Source organism: Pseudomonas sp. TUM25319 (assembly GCF_056388475.1).
In genome coordinates, this window is record NZ_CM150751.1 from 3,283,394 (window position 1) to 3,301,473 (window position 18,080).

The following is an 18,080-nucleotide window of genomic DNA, read 5'->3' on the forward strand; positions in this document are numbered from 1 at the left end:
AAGGAAGCACCCGAGCATGCACATCATTCACCTCCAGCCCCGGCCGGTTGAGCAAGGCGGGATGAGCGAAGCGGTCCGCCAGTTCGACTGGAGCCAGACCTCCCTGGGACCGCTGCACCGCTGGCCGAGCGCGCTGCGCATCGCGGTCGACCTGATGCTGGCCTCGCGTTTCCCCGGGTGCCTGGTCTGGGGCAGCGAGATGGTCACGCTGTACAACGATGCCTTCGTGCCCATCCTCGGCACCAAGCCCAGCCCTTTGGGGCGTGGCTTCGACCAGATCTGGAGCGACGTCTGGAGCGAGATCGGCCCGCTGGTGTACCGGGTCATGGGCGGCGAGGCGGTGTTCATCGAGAATTTTCCGCTGGTCACCAGCCGCAACGGGGCAATGGAGCAGGTCTACTTTACCTTTTCCTATAGCCCCATCAGGGATGAGCATGGACGGGTCGTGGGCTTTCTCGACACCGTGCTGGAGACCACCAGCAGTGTCGAGTCCGAGCGCCAGTGGCGCGACCTGGCGTGCTCCTTCGAACAGCAGATACGGGAGCGTACGGCCGATCACGAGCGCTTGTGGGAGCTGTCCAGCGACCTGATGTTCAAGGTCCATGACGATTTGCGCCTGAGTACCTTCAACCCGGCCTGTCAGCAAGTGCTGGGCTGGGATGACGACAACCTGGACCAGGCGCTGTTCGACATGGTCTATCCGGACGACCGTGACGGCATTGCGCAGTTGCTGGGCGGCACCCAGGCTACCGGCGAAGGCCGGTTGCGCCACCGTGACGGCCACTACCGCTGGTTTGCCTTGAGCGTCATGCCCGGCCCCGATGCCGCGATCCTGATGGGCCGCGATATTACCCAGGACCGCGAGCGTGAACTGGCCCTGCGCCAGGCCGAAGAACTGCTGCGCCATGGCCAGAAGATGGAGGCGGTGGGGCAACTGACCGGCGGCATGGCCCACGATTTCAACAACCTGCTGGCGGGTATCAGCGCCAGCCTGGAAATGCTCGAACGGCGCATTGCCCGCGGCCAGACCAACGATCTGGACAAGTACCTCCACGCCGCACGCCAGGCCTCCTGCCGTGCGGCCGAATTGACCCATCGGTTGCTGGCCTTCGCTCGCCGCCAGCCCTTGTCGCCCAAGCCCACTGACCTCAACGGGTTGCTGGCCGGGATCGAGCCGCTGATCCTGCAGGTGATGGGCCCGGACGTCGAACTGCAGATACAGGCCGACCCCCAGCCATGGCGGGTGCTGGTGGACAACAGTCAGATGGAGAACGCGCTCATCAACCTGTGCGCCAACGCCCGTGATGCCATGGGCAGGCGCGGACGCCTGAAAATCAGCACCAGCAACGAACGCCATCATGCCGACATTCCCGGCAGCGATGTGCCGCCGGGCGATTACTGCAGCCTGTGCCTCGAAGATACCGGCTGCGGCATGTCGGCACAGACCCTGGCGCGGGCGTTCGACCCGTTCTTCACCACCAAGCCTGCCGGCCAGGGCACCGGCCTGGGCCTGTCGATGGTCTATGGCTTCGTTCGCCAGTCGGGCGGGCGGATCTGGATCACTTCCGAAGAGGGCAAAGGCACACGGGTCGAGTTGCTGCTACCGCGCTTCGCCGGCCCTGCCGTGCCATCGCCTCAACCGAGCGAAGCGCCTTCTCCCGCGGCACTGGCGGTGCGCAACGAGCGTGTTCTGCTGATCGACGACGAGCCAACGTTGCGCATGCTCATCAAGGAAGCGCTGGAGGAGCAGGGGCTGGAAGTGCTGGACGCTGCCGACGCCAGCAGCGGCCTGGCGCTGTTCGAAACGGGCGGCCCGATCGATCTGGTGGTGTCGGATATCGGTTTGCCAGGTGGCGTCAGCGGCATTCAGGTGGCGCGGCAGTTGCGCCAGCGCGCGCCGCGCTTGCCGGTGCTGTTCATCACCGGATTCACCGAGGAAGCGCTGGACCCCGGCGAAGTCCTTGGCCCGGGCCTGGAACTGATGACCAAGCCCTTCGGCCTCGAAGCCCTGGTGCACAAGGTCAGCGCGATGCTTCAGCCGGAGCGGCTGGCGGCAGACGCCGACGCCGACGCACGGCCACGCTGACTGGCGACCCGCTCCAGTACCAGATAGGTCACCAGTGCCAGCAACAGCGGCAGCAGGAAATACACGGCGCGATAGCCGATCAGGGCCGCCAGCAGCGTGCCTTGGCTGTACTGGCCCTGGAGCAGGGTGATGAACACGCTTTCCAGCACCCCGAGCCCCGCCGGAATATGGGTAATGACCCCGGCGATGCTGCTCACCAGCAGGATGGCGAGAATGGTCGGATACCCGGCCTTGTCCGGCAGCAGGATGTACACCACCCACCCCATCAGGGCCCAGTTGCCCGCGCCCATCACCCCCTGCAGCGCTGCCAGGCGCCAGGAAGGCAGGCGGATCCGGTGCCCGCGCACATGCCATTCACGCCGCGAGGAAAAACCACAGGCCAGCAGATGGAACAGCGCCACCAGCAGCATGGCGAGGCCGATCAGGCGCAGCCCGGTGCTGCCGATTTCCAGGCCGGCCGGCAGTTTCGGGAAGCCCAGGGCGAACAGGCTGCCCGCCACCAGCAGATAGCCCAGCCAGTTGGTGACCAGACCGAGCCCGAGGATGCGGGTGATGGTCGAGGTCTCCAGCCCCAGTCGGGAATACAGCCGGTAGCGCAAGGCAACGCCACCGACCCAGGCACTGAGGTTGAGGTTAAAGGCATAGCAGACGAACGCCAGGGGCAGGACCTGGCGCGCCGGCAAATGATGCCCGGTGTAGCGGCGGCCCAGCAGGTCGTAGCTGGCGAACAGGCTGAAACTGCACACCACCACCGCCAGGGCCGTCAGCAGGACCGTGGGCCGGTAGGAGGTGAGGGCCTGCCAGACCTCGTTCCAGTCCTGGTTGCGCAGGAGCATGAACAGCAGCACCGGCACCAAAATGAAAAACACCAGGGTCAGCAGTTGGCGGGCGCGTTTCCACAGCGAGCGGCGGGCCTTCATGACAGCCGCTCCTGGCCGATATCCGCTCGGTACAGCGGCTTCAGCCGCGGTGTGTGGGCCGGTAGCGAACCCATCAGCGCCGGGAAGTAACGGGTGAAGTGGAAGGTCAGGAAGATCAGCGGTGCCCGCCACCAGTAGCCGCGCAATACCCGTTGCAGGGTGACCTTCTTGCAGCGCTTGTGCATCAGTTCGTCGAGGTGTTCGTACAGGCGTTGATTGAACGCTTCATCACGGATCACCAGGTTGGCTTCCAGGTTCAGCGACAGGCTCAGCGGATCGAGGTTGCTCGAGCCCACCGTCGACCAGTGTCGGTCCACCAGCGCCACTTTGCCGTGCAGCGGCCGTTCGCAGTATTCGTGGATCTTCACCCCGTCGCGCAGCAGGTAGTTGTAGAGCAGCCGCGAGCACAGGCGCACCCAGGGCATGTCCGGCATGCCCTGCAGCACCAGCGTCACGTCCACGCCCCGGCGCGCGGCATTGCGCAGGGCCCGCAGCAGGCGGTAGCCGGGGAAGAAATAGGCATTGGCGATGACGATCCGCTCATGGGCGCTGACGATGGCCCGCAGGTACTGTTCTTCGATATCGGTGGGGTGCTCGTTGTTGTCGCGGATGAACAGGCGCATGCGCGCCTGCTCGCTGTCCGGCTGCAAGGCGGCCGCCCGTTGCCACCAGCGGCGACGGTGATTGCCGCCCAGCCGGGTGCGGCTTTCCATCAGCTTCAGCGTGGCCTGGCGCAGGTCGTCGACAATCGGTCCGCGCACCTGTACGGCGTAGTCCTGCTTGGCCTGCTCGCCGAAATCGCCCAGATGATCGGCGCAGTAGTTGATCCCGCCGACGAAACCGAGGCTGCCGTCGACCACCAGGATCTTGCGGTGCAGCCGGCGGAACAGGTTGGTGCGCACCCCCATGACCATCGGGCTGGGGTCGAAGGCTTGCAGGTCGACGCCGGCATCGAACAGCGCCTGCAGGTACTCGCGGCTCAGCTCGGCGGTGCCGTAGCCATCCACCAGTACCTTGACCCGCACGCCGCGGCGGGCGGCATCGATCAGCACCTGTTGCAGCTCCAGGCCGACCTTGTCCTCGTAGATGATGAAGGTTTCCAGCAGTACTTCTTCCCGGGCCTGGCGGATGGCCTCGAACGCCGAGGGATAGTATTCCTCGCCGTTGATCAACAATTGCACTTCGTTTGCGTCACGCCATTCGGTGTTCATAACAGGACCTCTACACAGAGTGGCAGGTGATCGGACAGGTGAGACCAGGGCTTGCGCCCCATGACCTCGGGCGCGCGGGCCCGGGCATTGCGCAAGTAGATGCGATCCAGGCGCAACAGCGGCAGGCGCGCCGGAAAGCTGCGGGCAGGCGCGCCAAAGGCTTGGCTGAACACTTCGAACAGGCCGCAGGCGGCCAGTTGCCGGTCGGCGCGCTGGCGCCAGTCGTTGAAGTCACCGGCCACCACCACCGGCGCATCCGGCGGCAGGCTGTCGAGCAACTGGCACAGCAGGGTCAACTGCTGGCGGCGCTGCTTCTCGTCCAGCCCCAGGTGCACGCACACCGTGTGCACCTGGCGCCCGCCGGGCAGTTCCAGCAGCGAGTGCAGCAGGCCGCGCTCCTCGCTGCCGCCGACGCTGACATCGAGGTTGCGGTGCTCCAGGATCGGGAACTTCGACAGCAGTGCGTTACCGTGCTCGCCATGGGGGTACACCGCGTTGCGGCCGTAGGCGAACATCGGCCACAGGCTGTCGGCGAGGAATTCGTACTGCGGCAGCGGCGACCAGCCCGGATAGCGTTCCGCGTGCCGGCTGTGACTGCCCAGCACTTCCTGCAGAAACACCAGGTCGGCGTGGTGGCTGCGCACCGCCTCGCGCAGTTCCGGCAACACATAGCGCCGGTTCAACGGGCTGAAGCCCTTGTGCACGTTCACCGTCAGCACGCGCAGCGTGTCCACCGGGGCCAGTTCGGTCAGGTCGACCGGGCGTTGCGCCTGGCTCATGGGTTGCCCTCGCGGGTGAGCATCTGCGCCACCTTGTCGCGCAACTGGCCGAAGGTGAACGGCTTGTTCAGCACTTGCATGCCCGCGTCGAGGCGTCCCAGGTGGGACGACGCCTGTTCTGCATAGCCGGTGATGAACAACACGCGCAGACCGCTGCGCAGCTTGCGCGCCACCTCGGCCAGTTGCCGGCCGCTCATGCCGGGCAGGCCGACGTTGCAGACCAGCAGGTCGAAGGGCCGCTCGGCGCGCAGCAGGGTCAGGGCGAGGTTGCCGTCGGAGACGTCCTGGCAGCGGTAGCCCTGTTCGACGAGGGTGTCGCGCACCAGTTGCCGCACGGTGACATCGGACTCGACGATCAGCACCCGGTATTCGCTGTTGTCGCGGGCGCGGGCGGCGTCGCCGGTGGCCGGCGTTTCACCCGCCGGGTGATGGCGCGGCAGCAGCAGTTCCACCTGGGTCCCTTGGCCAACCCGGCTGTGCAGGCTGACATGGCCGTGGGACTGGCGGCTGAAACCGTACACCATCGACAACCCCAACCCCGTGCCCTGGCCGATGGGCTTGGTGGTGAAGAACGGGTCGAAGGCCCGGTCCACGGCACTTTGCGGCATACCGCAGCCGTTGTCGCTGACGTGGATGCTCACGAAGTCGGTCCCGGCCAGCGGATGAGCCTCCGGCAAGGGGCGTGGCAGATGGCGATTGCTCACCTGAATGCGCACTTCTCCGCCGTCGGGCAAGGCATCGCGGGCATTGACCAGCAGGTTGTCCAGCGCCTCCTGCAACTGCCGGGCGTCGGCCTGGGCGGGCCACAGTTGCTCGTCGACCTGCACCTGCAGGCGCACGCCTGGGCCCAGCAGGTGGGTCAGGCGCTTGCGTTCCAGCAGCGCGGCCAGTTGCACCGGGCGGTCGTCCAGCGACTGGCGACTGGAGAAGGCCAGCAGCCGGTGGGTGATGCCGGCGGCGCGCTGCACGGCGCCGATGCCCATGTCCACCAGCCTGGGGATTTCCTCGGGGCGATGTTGCGCGAGGCGCTGGCGGATCAGTTCCAGGCTGCCGCCGATACCGGTGAGCAGGTTATTGAAGTCATGGGCAACGCCACCGGCCAACTGGCCGATGGCTTCCATCTTTTCGTCGTGGCGCAGCCGCTGTTCTTCTTCGCGCAGATGGCGCACCCGTTCCTCGGTCTGCTGCTGCAGGCTGGCCAGTTCCAGACCTTGCCGGCAGCACTGGTACTGTCGACGACGGGCGCGCAGGGAGGAATGGGTGAGGTCGAGCAGGTCCTGATCGGGAAAGGGGCAGGGCAGCACGAACAGGTTGCCCAGGGCCAGGCACAGGTCGGGGCTGTTGCTGATGGGGCGTTCGCCGTCGCCCAGCACCACCACCGGCAAGTCGGACCACAGCGGCTGGTTGCCGAGATAGTGCTTGAGCAGGGAGCGTTCGAAACCGTCCAGGCAGGTGTGGGCGATGATTGCCAGGCCGGCGCCCTGGTCGAGGGCGTCACCGAGCTCTTCCAGGTTGGCGGCGGCCAACGTACTGACACCGGCCTGGTCCAGCAGGCTCAGCGCCAGGCCACTGATCGCCGGCGGGGCCAGGACCAGTGCACGCTCGCTGTTGGCAGACGAATCGTTCACGGTTGATCTCCTTTTGATAGCACGCGCACGGCAGTGGACTGCCATAGCGGCCTTACTATCACTGGACCACGCCGTCAAAGGCGGGGTTCAACCGTTTTTTACAGGTGCTGTGGCGTGGCTCAGAGGCCTTGCTGCACCAGAGGGTCGTCCGGGTTCTGCTGCTCCAGTTGCGCCAGCAGGATCTGCACGTTCTGCAACTGTCCGCTTTCCTTCCAGTACTCGATCAGCAGCACCCGTGCCTTGCGGTTGGCGGGTTCGCGGGCAAGGATCATTTCCAGCTGCTTCTGCGCCGCGTCGAGCTGGTCGAGGCTGTGCAGGCTGGCGGCCAGGGTGTATCGGTAGTCGTTGTTGTCCGGCTCCAGCTCCAGCGCCCGGGAGAATGCCAGCAGGGCGTACTCGTTCTGATTGTGACGCAGCAGCCACAGCCCCAGTTCGTGCTGCAGGAACGCCGACTGCGGATGCCGTTGCAGGGACGTGGCCAGCAGTTCCCGCGAGGCATCGCCCTGGCCCTGGCTGTCCAGCAGCCGGACTTTCGCTGCGAGGGCGTCGAGATTGTCCGGTTCCAGTACGCGGGCGCGGTCCAGGGCGGCGTTGGCAGCGCTGAAGTCCTGCTCGTGCACATACAGCCGCGCCAGATGCACCTGATCGCTGGCCGAATCGGTACGTGCCAGCAGCGCCTGCTGATACTGGTCGAGGATCTCCTGCACCGGCCCGAAGTACAGGCCCACCTCGTCCGGCGTCAGTCCCAGCAGCGCATCCACTGCGGCGAAGCGCACGCTTTGTTCCTCGTCATCGAGCATGGGCCCCAGCAGCAGGCTGCGCTGCGGGCCGGGCACCAGTGCGGCGATCGCCTCGATGGCGGCGCGGCGCACCAGCGGCTCTTCATGGTGCAGGTCCTGGCTGGCGAGTTTCAGGGCTTGAGGTGAGGGGTAGTTGTGCAGTTCGGCATACAGGCTGGCCCGGCGGATCGCCGACAGGTCGGTGCGGGCCAGTTGCTGGTAGAGCACCCGCGCGGCACCCGGCAGGCCGTTGTGGGCCTGCGCCAGTGCTTTGGCATAGGTATGTTGCAAGTTGGGCGCGGGGGCGGGTGCCTTGCCGCCGAACAGCACGCTGCCCAGCCCGATGACCGCGATCAGGGCAAGGCCGGCGAGGAGATAGAGGCGCGGTCTGGGCATGCAGCGTCCGGGTAATGGGTTGAAGGAAAAAGCGCCCAGCTTGGGTCAGGTGAATCCATGAGTCAATGACCTGGCGCGAGCCCCGGGCGGTTGCGCCGCGTCGGGGATCGATAGCGGGAATGTCGGAGTGCGCTGGAGCCCCCTGTTCCCGGTCAAGGGAACAGGGGCTGCCACTCAGGCCGCTTTCTTACTGGCGTCTGAAAAGTTTGAGGGAAATATCGTCGAATTCGATGTCGTTGCCCTGATCACGGATCAGCGACACTTTGAACCCGGTTTCTCCGCTCAGGGCGTCCACCGCGATTTCGATATCCTGCCAGGAGTTGGCCAGGACGGCCGAATACTGAAACTCGCCCGAAGGAAGTCGGGCGATCACGATACGCCCCTCCGACCCGGCGCCCGCGCGAGCCCGGGCTTTGAGCATGTAATAGCCTTCGCTCGAGATGGCGACGTTCTGCGAGATGTCGTCTGCACGCAGTGCGCAGGTCTGCGCGTCGAAGACTGCGCCAGTCGGCTCCCAGAAATTGCTGCCCTGGGAGAAGTCGCCGTTCTGAATCAGTTCTTCGTCTTCTTCTTCATAGAGATCAAACGAGATATCGTCGATCCAGGCAGCGTCAGCGTTGCCCTCGAGATGCAGAACCAGATGGTTTTCAGCGTCTGTCAGGCTGATAGAGCTAGCGTATTGCTGCTCGGTAGGGTCGGTGATATCGATAATCGAGTCGTAGCCGACTTTTTTCGCAGGCGTAGTACCGCTGTGGGAATGTTCACGATTGACCTCCATACGCAGGCGCGCGCGGGTGCCCACGCCACGCTCGACGAGCGCTGCCCGGCAAGTGAGGCGATAACGTCCCGCTGGAACGACAGGAAGAATCTGCACGGCCCGTCCGTAGGGGCTGAGATTGCAGCGCTCGTCGTCGAAGTTGACCGGATTGTAGGCTAGCCAATCGGTACCCCCGGCAGAGAAATCACCGTTGCGAATCTGTTCCGCCTTGGGTGCAGTGGACTTGTTTTCCATGTTGTGTATCTCCGGTAATTGATCAATGCAAGGGTGCATTGGCATTCAATTCTTGTCTTTCCGGTTGATCACAACAACTGTTAGAAATGTCAGTTGACAGTGTATTGAGGGTGTGCGGCAAATACGCGGTTTGTTCTGTATAAATTTATCGCCATGGATATTTATATAAATAACGTTGAATATTTCGCGGGCAATTAATATTCAGCCTGATATCCATCGTTTTTAATCAATGGGAACACTTCGGCCAATCTGACAATCAAGGACGCGGAGACAGCTTTCCCGATCCTCTGCGCCTCCTCGCCGACCTAGCATCAGGGCTTTCTTCGAACGCCCAAGGACGGTCCGCATGCTTCAGCCCTCTCGCGCCTACACCCGCCTGCTCAATGCTCTTGTCGATGAACGCATTGCCAGCGCCGGGCCCCGCAGCCCCTGGTTCCACATGACCTCCGACGAACGCAGCGACTACCTCGCGGAGGTCGAACGGCGCCTGCTGGAGATCCAGCACACCACCTTCAACGTGCTGGCAGCGCAGTATTTCACCCTGGCGGAAAACCCGCGCAGCATCGACGAGCACCTGGAGGTGCTCAGAGCCTGCCGTGAACGCCTGGACGCCACGGCCACCGCGACCTATCGCAATGAGCTGGACCGAGACATCCAGCTCTATGGCTGGCAACAGCAGGCCATGCGCGGTTTCGAGCAGGCCTGGCGCAAGGCGCTGAAGCTGCTGCAGGCGGGCGGCGGGCTGCAAGCGCCCCGTGCGGACCTGCTGCCACGCCTGCAGCGCCTGGCACGGCTGGCCCAGCGCAAGCTGGACGACAGCGGGAGCTCGCCGGGTCAGGGCCGGATGACGTTGTTTGCCCGGGCCCAGGGCTGGCAGACGGTGACCGACCGTTACCAGGCGCTACTGAACGATCCGGCCGGAAGCGGCACGGCGTTGATCGCATTGGGCGAAGTGCCGCAGGTCTCCGATGACCTGCCGGTGAACCTGTCGCTGCTGCTGATGGAAGAGCGCCCGGGTTATGTCCGTCTCACCCTGGCCCTGGTCGATCCCTGTTATGACGGGCGCTACAAGGACCTGCATCTGGACCAGGGACGGCTCATGCTGCAGGCCCGTGGCGTGATGTATGTCTCGTTCGGCACTCCGGCCCGGGCCCTCGCCTGGCAACAGCATTACCGCCTCAAACAGGAACCTGCCGAGCTGCAGTCGCCGACCTTCGCGCCGATCCGTTCGGTGCTGGTACGCAGCCACTTCGTCATGGAATTGCTCGGGCTGTTCGCGGTATCGGAATCCAGCCAGCGCTCGGGCTTTTTCGCGCAGGTACTCGAACAGGGCATGTGCCTGAGGGTGGTCAACGTCGATCGCAAGGTGCCCAATCAGCTCGGTCTGCGGATTTTCGCCGAAGCCCACGGCGCCGCTCACCGTGGGTGCGCCGACGTGTCAGGGCGTCTTGGCGAGCTGCTCGACCGCCATGCCGATCTCGCCAGCTTCGCTACGATCGCCAGCGGCAGCTACGCCGCCAGTCACTATGACCCGGACCGGGACGGCAGCTTCGTCGATGTCCGCACGCTGGAGCGACGGGTCGGCTTTGGCGAACGGCTGTATCTGCTGGAGTTGCCGTTCGGCGATCAGTACCTCGCGGCGACGCCCTTCGCGGTGCTGGATGGCGCGGACGGCGGCGCAGGCAGCCGTCACCTCAGCGCCGCTCAGGTGCGCGCGGCGTATCTGCACAACGAGGCGTTCTTCCAGCGCTTGCAACAGTTGCGCGAGGAGGGCGAGGCTGGCTGTCGCTGGCTGGCCAGCCCCCGCGATCGCAGGCACTTCGAAGCTCACTGGTTGCGCCTGCTGGAGCGCAATCACCTGACCCCGGGCGGCGTGTTGCCGCCACCGGCGAAGCTGCGCGACAACCGGCGCGACATCAAGGGCAATGCCCTGGGCAAACTGCACTGGGAACAGGCGTTCGCCGAACAGGTCTGGGGCTGGCCGGAGGGCGAGGTCCTGCTGCAACGCCTGGGGCGGGAGATGGCTTCCCAGGTATCGAACTCGATGCTGCAGGATCCCTACCTGCAACAGACCCTGGCCTGTGTCTGGCAACGGCTGGCGGCGGTGCTGGCGCCATTGCCTTACCGGTTGCGCATGCAACGGCTGCTGCACCTGCTGCTGAGCGGCGAAGCGCAGTGGCCGGGCGCGACGTCAGCACTGGATGTGCAGGTGTTGCTGGGCGACACCCAAGGCCGTGACCTGCGCAAGCGGGCGCTGTGTCAGGTGTTGCTGTTGCACGCCTGGACATCTTCGGGGAATGAGCCCGCGGCCACTGTGCACGAGACGCCTGACGCTCGATCGCTGTCTGGACGGATCGAGCGGCCCGATCCGTACCTGTTGCTCAATAGCCGGCCCGAGGCGGAAAGGGGCTCGGATCCCGTCGGGATCATCACAGACGACAAATACCGGGGATACCACCGTTTCAGCATCGATGCGGACAGTGACATCGGTGCCTGCATGAACGATCTGGATATGCCGTTCATTGGCGGGCTCAGCACCCGGGTCGAGGCCTTGTGCCGTCATCTGGCAGCGCTTTCCGGCCGTTTGTCAGGGCTGGAAACCTACTGGCGCCTGCAATTGATGGCCAGCGCGTTTCTGCTGCGCAACGGCTATCACTCGTTCTTCGAGACGATCTGCCTCGCGGCGCGCCATGAGCCGGCGCTGCCGGAGGCGGCCGGTGACAGGCTGCTGGCGCTGTTCGATCACTGCCGCAAGCAGCAGGTCGGCGGCGGCGCGCTCTATCGCGGTGCGGCCGGGCTGATTCTGCCGTTGGTCAACGGCGAGCTGTCGTCAGCGCAGCGGCTGGTCTGGCCGAGCCTGCACGCCTTCGGGCTGCGCACCGCTGGAGAGGCTGGCTGAGCGGTGTTAGGCTCTGTGTCTGCATTTCGCAAGGTTTGGGGGAGGTTTCGGGTGAGCAGCACATCGTCTTTCTGGCGCGACGCGGCACTGCCCTTCATCGAGGCCCGTGGCGTGGGCGACGGCCGCAAGGTCTGCTACGCACGCCACTCGCACGAGGGCTTTTCCATCGGTGCCATCACCGCCGGACGCAGTACCTATTTCGACGGTCAGCGCTGGCACGAGATCGGGCAGGGCACGGTGGTGATGATGAATCCCGGGGTGGTCCACGCCTGCAACCCCATCGCCGACCAGCCCTGGTCGTACCTGATGCTTTACGTTGACCTTCCCTGGTTGCGCGAGCAGGGCTTCGAGCCGCTGGCGCAGACCCTGAGCACCGCGCAACCGTTGTATGAGGCGTTGACCACGCTGTACGCCGTTCTGGTCGATCCTGACGGCGACAGCCAACGCAAGCGCGACGCCGCCGCCTGCTTCTTCGGCCAGTTGCGCGCCCAGGTACAGGCGGCACCGGCCGGTGAAGGGCAGGGCAATCAACGGTTGCAGCGTGCCGCGCACTATATCCGCGAACACTGCACCGAGCCGCTGAAGCTGGAGGATATCGGCGAGGCGGCGGGGCTATCGACCTCCTACCTGATCCGTGCGTTCAAGCAGCATTACGGCATGACGCCCCATGGTTACCTGCTCGATCAGCGGGTGCGCTACGCCCGCGCCCAGTTGCGCCGAGGCCGGTTGATTGCCGACGTCGCCCACGAAGCGGGTTTCGCCGATCAGGCCCATTTGCAACGGGCCTTCAAGCTGCACCTGGCGGCGACTCCCGGGCATTACCGCTCAGCCCAGTAGCAGGTACGCTGCGCTCGCCACCAGCAACAGGGCCAGGGCGCGGTTGAACAGGCGCATGCGCCGTGGTTCGTCGAGGTAGCGGCGGATCACCGTGCCGGCCCAGGCCCAGCAACCCACCGACAGATAGCAGATCACCAGGTAGATCAGGGTGAACTGCCACAGCAAGGCCGTCTCGCCCTGGCCGACGAAGGCCCCGACCCCGGCCACGCAGGCCAGCCACGCCTTGGGATTGAGCCACTGCATCAGCGCGCCGTAGCCCATGCTCGGCGGTTTGCCGGCGCTGCCGTCCCCCAGTCGACCGTCGTCGGCGGCGAGTTTCCAGGCCATGTACAGCAGAAACAGAATGCCGGCCCAGCGCAGGGCTTCGGTCAGCCCCGGCCATTGCCGCAATACCGCGTGCAGGCCATAGCCCACCAGCAGCAACAACAGGCAGAAACCCAGGGTGGCCCCGGTGACATGCCGCAGGGCCGGGCGCAGGCCGTGGCGCGCGCCAGCGCCGAGGGCCACCAGATTGACCGGGCCGGGAGAAATGGAAGCGGCCAGCGCGAAGGCGGCCATGGACAGCGACAGGCTCATGCAGCGTCTCTCTTGTCAGTGAAGAAAGCTGGAGCCTATCGGGCGCCCGGTGGCGGGTATTGAAGAAAACTGCCCTGTCTCAGCCTGTCGTGCCGGCAAGGCTCTCCTCGACCATCTGCAGGAAGGTCGCCACCAGCCGTCGTTCGCGCTGCTCGTTGAGGCACACCAGGGTTTCCTTCAGCCGCCGCTGGCAGTCGACGATGGGCAGGGCGCAGACCCGCGCATCGGCACCGAACTCGGCGGCCGACACCACGCCCACGCCGATGCCGACCACCACTGCCTCCCGCGCCGCTTCGCGGCCTTCCACCTGGATCGCCGGACGGATGCGCAGGCCGGCGCGCTGCATTTCCTCTTCGAGGGTCTGGCGGGTGACCGAGCCGGGTTCGCGCAGCACCAGTGGGGTGTCGTCCAGATCGGCCAGGCTGATTGCGCCGCGTCCGGCCCAGGGGTGGTGGCGGGAGACGAACGCGACCATGGCTTCGTCCTGCAGGGGCACGCAATACAGGCGCTCGTCGTTGACGTCGCGGCCGAGCAGGGCGAGGTCGGCCTGATAGCTGAACAGCCGGGCCAGGGACTCGTCGGTGTTGCCGGTCTCGATCTTCACGCTGATGCCCGGATAGCGCTGGCAGAATCGCGCGACCTGCGGCAGCACATGCACCGGGGCGTCCACGGCCAGCACCAGGGTGCCGGTCTGCAGGGCGCGGGAGTCCTGCAGCAGTTCGCTGGCCTCGGTTTCGCAGGCGAACAGGCGCTGGGTGATGCCCAGCAGGCGCTCGCCCAGGTCGGTCAGCTGCACCGAGCGCTTGTTGCGGTGGAACAGCAGCACACCGTAGCGCTCCTCCAGCTTGCGCACCTGGTCGGAAATCGCCGGCTGGGTGAGGAACAGCCGTTCGGCGGCCCGGGTGAAGCTGCCGTGCAAGGCAACGGCATGGAAGGCTTTCAACTGCGCGTGGGAAACCGGCATGGCGAGGACCTGTAACAAGCTGGGCTTATATTTGAAATACGATAAATCGATTTTATTTATCAGTCAGTAATTGTTTCCATCTCTCAACCCCGCCTCCCGGCATGCCCGCGCGGCGCGGCCATGGACCCTGTTGAGAAGCGCAGACAACAATAGAGCGTGCTCCAGGTTCCATCTGACCAGGTGACGGTGCGATCGACCGTCACGCAGTGCGCAACACAAGAACAACACAGGCGTTTTTTCCCAATTCTGCCGGCACACTCAGTCTTGAGGTCAGATTCACATGAACAAGCACACACCCGACATCCAGCGTTGGCGCATGCAGATCTTCGCCATTACCTGGCTCGCCTACGCGGCGTTCTATTTCACCCGCAAAGCCTTCTCGGTGGCCAAGCTCGGCATCGCCGAAGACCCCGATTTCACCCTCGACAAAATGGCCATGGCCAACCTCGATGCCCTCTACCTCGGCGCCTACGCGGTGGGCCAGTTCACCTGGGGCATGCTTGCCGATCGCTTCGGTCCGCGGGTCGTGGTGCTTGGCGGCCTGCTGATCTCGGCGGCGGCGGCACTGGTGATGGGCAGCTATGCCACCTTCCCGATCTTCGCCAGTTGCATGCTGGTCCAGGGCCTGGCGCAGTCCACCGGCTGGGCCGGGCTGTGCAAGAACATCGGCAGCTTCTTCCCGGCGGCGCAGCGCGGACGGGTGCTCGGGTTGTGGAGTTCCTGCTATGCCTTCGGCGGGCTGGTGGCCTCGCCGTTCGCCGGCTGGTGGGCCTACACCCTGGTCGGCACCTGGCACGCAGCATTCTTCTCCAGTGCCGCCGTGGTGGCCGTGGTGGCGCTGCTGTTCTTCCTGCTGCAACGCAACAAGCCCGAAGACGTCGGCCTGCCGGCGGTGGAGCCGGAACCGCAGAGCATGGCGCCGGCCGGCCACCTGTGCAGTGTCTGGGCGCCACTCAAGGCGGTGCTGCGCAACCGCACGGTGCTGGTGCTCGGGCTGGCGTACTTCCTGCTCAAGCCGGCGCGTTACGCGATCCTGCTGTGGGGGCCGGTGATTGTCTTCGAGCAGATGCCGTCGGTGGGCAAGGTCGGCGCGGCCATCATCCCCACGGCGTTCGAACTGGCCGGGCTGCTCGGCCCGATCATGATCGGCCTGGCTTCGGACAAACTGTTCGGCGCCCGGCGCATGCCGGCCTGTGTCATCAGCCTGCTGGTGCTCACGGTGGTGCTGGCGCTGTTCATGGGCGCGCTGCACAGCGGCAGTGTGGCGCTGGTGGTGGGCCTGCTGTTCGTCATGGGCCTGACCCTGTACGGGCCGGACTCGATGATCAGCGGCGCCGCTGCCATCGACTTCGGCACGGCCAAGTCCGGCGCCACCGCTGCGGGCTTCGTCAATGGCTGCGGCTCGGTGGGCGCGATCCTGGGTGGCCTGTTGCCGGGGTATTTCGACGGGGTAACGGTGTTCATCGTGTTCGCCGGCTGCGCGCTGTTTTCGGCGCTGGTGCTGGTGCCGCACTGGAACAGCCGTCCGGCCAGCGCCGGGCATGATCCTCAGGTGGCACCGAACACCGCGATGGCCATCAAGCCGGCCCGGACCTGAAAATCGCCGGGGCTGCACGTCAGCCCCGCATTTCTTGTCGATTGGCGGTAAACTGCACCCACTTTGCCGGTCGCTTCCTGAACCGGCTGTTGAAACAAGAGAGTCGAGAATGGGCGCACAGTGGAAAGCCAAGCATAAAGAACAAGCTGCCAATGCCAAGGGCAAGATCATGGGCAAGCTGGCCAAGGAAATTCAGATCGCTGCGCGCAGCGGTGCCGACCCGGACATGAACCCCCGTCTGCGTCTGGTGGTCGAGCAGGCCAAGAAAGCCTCGATGACTCGCGAGACCCTGGAGCGTGCGATCAAGAAAGGTGCTGGCCTGCTGGGCGATCAAGTGCAGTACCACGCGGTGAAGTACGAAGGTTTCGCCCCGAACCAGGTCCCGCTGATCGTCGAGTGCCTGACTGACAACGTCAACCGCACCGTCGCCGAAGTCCGCGTGCTGTTCCGCAAGGGCCAGTTGGGCGCCGAGGGTTCGGTCTCCTGGGACTTCAACCACGTCGGCCTGATCGAAGCCACTCCGGACAGCCCGGACGCCGATCCCGAGATGGCCGCCATCGAGGCGGGAGCCCAGGACTTCGAGCCGGCGGAAGAGGGCGCGACCCTGTTCATCACCGAAACCACCGACCTGGACAGCGTGCAGAAAGCCCTGCCTGAGCAGGGTTTCACCGTGATCTCGGCGAAAATCGGCTACACCCCGAAAAACCCGGTCAGCGCTGCCAGCCTGAGCGCGGAAGCCCTGGCCGAGGTGGAAGCCTTCCTCGAAGCCATCGATGGTCACGACGACGTGCAGAACGTCTACGTGGGCCTGACTGCCTGAGGCATCGCTTCATGAAGAAAGGCCGCGCGATGCGGCCTTTCTTTTTCGGGTTGCTGGTGCTGGCCTCATCGCTGGCAAGCCAGCTCCCACAGATGCTCAACCTCCTGTGGGAGCTGGCTTGCCAGCGATGAGGCCCATCAATCCTGCGCTACTCCCCAAGCCTTGCCACGACCTCGGTGAACCCTGGCCGCCGCTGTACTGCGCTCTGCACGCAATCGCTCTGCAAGTCGCCAAGCCCCGGCAATTCCTCGTCACACCGCGCCAGCAATTCCCCGAGCAGAATCCCGAACGCCCGCACCTCGATGCGCTCCAGCGCCGCCGCGGCACGGCCGCCATCCAGTGGATGGAACGACGCCGCGCCGAAGTCTCCCAGCAGGCTGTGGCCATGGTCGTTGCAGAGGATGTTGTGGGCATACAGATCGCCATGGCTCAAGCCATGGCGGTGCAGGTGCTGCGCCACCGAGGCGATGGCCGAGGCCAGGCGGCGGACGCCGGCAGCTTTCAGGCGGCGGCTGGCGGGATAGCTGTCGCGGGTGCAGCTTTGCAGGCTCGGGGGGCCTGCGAGGTTGTACCAGGCCGGATCGATCAGTTCCATCAGCAACGCCGGGACGCCCTGCGGATGGTCGTCGATACGGCCCAGCAACGGGATCAGGTGAGGGTGGTTGCCCGCGGCGATGCAGGCGTTCATTTCATCCAGCGGCGTGCCATCGCTGGTGATCTCGCCCTTGTAGAGCTTGACCGCCACCGACTCCTGACGGCCCGCCAGATGCGCGCGATGGATCACGCCGGACGCGCCCTGGCCCAGCACCTCTCCAAGGGTCACGGCCGCCCAGTCCAGCCTCGGGCATGCGCCGGCTACGTCAGGCGGGCGGAAACCTTCCGGCAGCGGATTGCCGGCGTAGGCCAGCCAGGCCAGGTTGGGCATGTGCAGCAGCCAGTCCGGCAGGTGTTCCAGGCGATTGGCGGCCACCCGCAGCAGTTCCAGCTTGTGGCAACGGGCCAAGCTGGCAGGGAGCTCGCGCAAGCGGTTGCCCGACAGCATGAGTTTTTGCAGATCGGCGCATTCGCCCAGGGCGTCGGGCAGGCGTTCCACACGGTTGTCGGTCAACACCAGCGAACGCAGGCGCGGGGGCAACGCCGCGGCAGAAACCTGCTCGATGCGGTTGCTCTTGACCCCGACCACTTCCAGTTGCGCGCACTGGCCGATACCGGCAGGCAGTTCGCTTAAGCGATTCTCTGAACAAAACAGGATTTTCAGCTTGTGCAGCCGTCCGAGGTCGTCGGGCAGGCGGGTCAGCGCATTGCCGGTGAGATTGAGGACTTCCAGGCTGTCGGCCAGGTCGAAGATTTCGTCGGGAAACTGCTCAAGGCCGCAGGCCAGGTCGAGGCGGGCAGTACCGGCAAGGCGGCCGGCTTTGAGGTCTTCAAGGGTGTGCATGGAGGGGACCGGCAATCGAAACGGCGGCCATCATAGCGGCAAACACAGGGCCGCATGCGACTTAAGTTCGATAGCGGCCCGGCCCCATCCGGCCATACTCGGCCTTCGCCCTTTTAATAACAACAAACGTAGGGTTAT

Annotated in this window: 14 protein-coding genes; 5 read left to right on the top strand and 9 right to left on the bottom strand. The window is 65.2% G+C overall.

Annotated features, from left to right (window positions below):
• The first annotated feature begins 16 nt into the window (after positions 1 to 16).
• Positions 17 to 2,086: a hybrid sensor histidine kinase/response regulator gene (locus AC05QJ_RS15480; RefSeq protein ID WP_476747696.1), complete on the top strand. Its 2,070-nt coding sequence runs from the start codon at positions 17 to 19 to the stop codon at positions 2,084 to 2,086.
• Here AC05QJ_RS15480 and AC05QJ_RS15485 read toward each other — a convergent pair.
• From AC05QJ_RS15485 to AC05QJ_RS15510, 6 genes are all read right to left on the bottom strand, one after another.
• Positions 2,035 to 3,006 carry a lysylphosphatidylglycerol synthase domain-containing protein gene (locus AC05QJ_RS15485; RefSeq protein WP_476747697.1) on the bottom strand — a complete coding sequence of 324 codons (972 nt, stop codon included), beginning with the start codon at positions 3,004 to 3,006 and terminating at the stop codon, positions 2,035 to 2,037. The genes AC05QJ_RS15480 and AC05QJ_RS15485 overlap by 52 nt on opposite strands.
• A complete protein-coding gene (clsB, locus tag AC05QJ_RS15490) occupies positions 3,003 to 4,217 on the bottom strand; it encodes a cardiolipin synthase ClsB (RefSeq protein ID WP_476747698.1) in 1,215 nt (404 codons plus the stop codon). The genes AC05QJ_RS15485 and clsB overlap by 4 nt, the downstream gene beginning before the upstream one ends.
• Positions 4,214 to 4,996: an endonuclease/exonuclease/phosphatase family protein gene (locus AC05QJ_RS15495; RefSeq protein ID WP_476747699.1), complete on the bottom strand. Its 783-nt coding sequence runs from the start codon at positions 4,994 to 4,996 to the stop codon at positions 4,214 to 4,216. Before AC05QJ_RS15495 ends, clsB begins: the two co-directional genes overlap by 4 nt.
• Positions 4,993 to 6,624 carry an ATP-binding protein gene (locus AC05QJ_RS15500; RefSeq protein ID WP_476747700.1) on the bottom strand — a complete coding sequence of 544 codons (1,632 nt, stop codon included), beginning with the start codon at positions 6,622 to 6,624 and terminating at the stop codon, positions 4,993 to 4,995. Before AC05QJ_RS15500 ends, AC05QJ_RS15495 begins: the two co-directional genes overlap by 4 nt.
• A gap of 119 nt (positions 6,625 to 6,743) precedes the next feature.
• Positions 6,744 to 7,799, bottom strand: a complete 1,056-nt coding sequence (locus AC05QJ_RS15505; RefSeq protein WP_476747701.1) for a tetratricopeptide repeat protein — start codon at positions 7,797 to 7,799, stop codon at positions 6,744 to 6,746.
• A 187-nt stretch (positions 7,800 to 7,986) separates the two neighbouring features.
• Positions 7,987 to 8,811: a hypothetical protein gene (locus tag AC05QJ_RS15510; protein WP_476747702.1), complete on the bottom strand. Its 825-nt coding sequence runs from the start codon at positions 8,809 to 8,811 to the stop codon at positions 7,987 to 7,989.
• Positions 8,812 to 9,157: 346 nt separating this feature from the next.
• Between AC05QJ_RS15510 and AC05QJ_RS15515 the strand changes: the two genes are divergently transcribed.
• Positions 9,158 to 11,710, top strand: a complete 2,553-nt coding sequence (locus AC05QJ_RS15515; RefSeq protein WP_476747703.1) for a hypothetical protein — start codon at positions 9,158 to 9,160, stop codon at positions 11,708 to 11,710.
• A gap of 51 nt (positions 11,711 to 11,761) precedes the next feature.
• Positions 11,762 to 12,547 (top strand): AraC family transcriptional regulator, encoded by a 786-nt coding sequence (locus tag AC05QJ_RS15520; protein ID WP_476747704.1) that lies wholly within the window; start codon positions 11,762 to 11,764, stop codon positions 12,545 to 12,547.
• On the opposite strand, the gene AC05QJ_RS15525 is transcribed toward AC05QJ_RS15520, so the two are convergent.
• Both AC05QJ_RS15525 and AC05QJ_RS15530 read right to left on the bottom strand, forming a co-directional pair.
• Positions 12,536 to 13,123 (bottom strand): LysE family translocator, encoded by a 588-nt coding sequence (locus AC05QJ_RS15525; protein ID WP_476747705.1) that lies wholly within the window; start codon positions 13,121 to 13,123, stop codon positions 12,536 to 12,538. The genes AC05QJ_RS15520 and AC05QJ_RS15525 overlap by 12 nt on opposite strands.
• A 79-nt stretch (positions 13,124 to 13,202) precedes the next feature.
• Positions 13,203 to 14,087: a LysR substrate-binding domain-containing protein gene (locus AC05QJ_RS15530; RefSeq protein WP_476747706.1), complete on the bottom strand. Its 885-nt coding sequence runs from the start codon at positions 14,085 to 14,087 to the stop codon at positions 13,203 to 13,205.
• A 280-nt stretch (positions 14,088 to 14,367) separates the two neighbouring features.
• On the opposite strand from AC05QJ_RS15530, the gene AC05QJ_RS15535 reads away from it, so the two are divergent.
• Positions 14,368 to 15,684 (top strand): MFS transporter, encoded by a 1,317-nt coding sequence (locus AC05QJ_RS15535; RefSeq protein WP_476747707.1) that lies wholly within the window; start codon positions 14,368 to 14,370, stop codon positions 15,682 to 15,684.
• A 109-nt stretch (positions 15,685 to 15,793) separates the two neighbouring features.
• Positions 15,794 to 16,504 carry a YebC/PmpR family DNA-binding transcriptional regulator gene (locus tag AC05QJ_RS15540; protein WP_476747708.1) on the top strand — a complete coding sequence of 237 codons (711 nt, stop codon included), beginning with the start codon at positions 15,794 to 15,796 and terminating at the stop codon, positions 16,502 to 16,504.
• A gap of 148 nt (positions 16,505 to 16,652) precedes the next feature.
• Here AC05QJ_RS15540 and AC05QJ_RS15545 read toward each other — a convergent pair whose 3' ends face one another.
• A complete protein-coding gene (locus AC05QJ_RS15545) occupies positions 16,653 to 17,942 on the bottom strand; it encodes a leucine-rich repeat-containing protein kinase family protein (RefSeq protein ID WP_476747709.1) in 1,290 nt (429 codons plus the stop codon).
• Between the last annotated feature and the right edge of the window lie 138 nt (positions 17,943 to 18,080).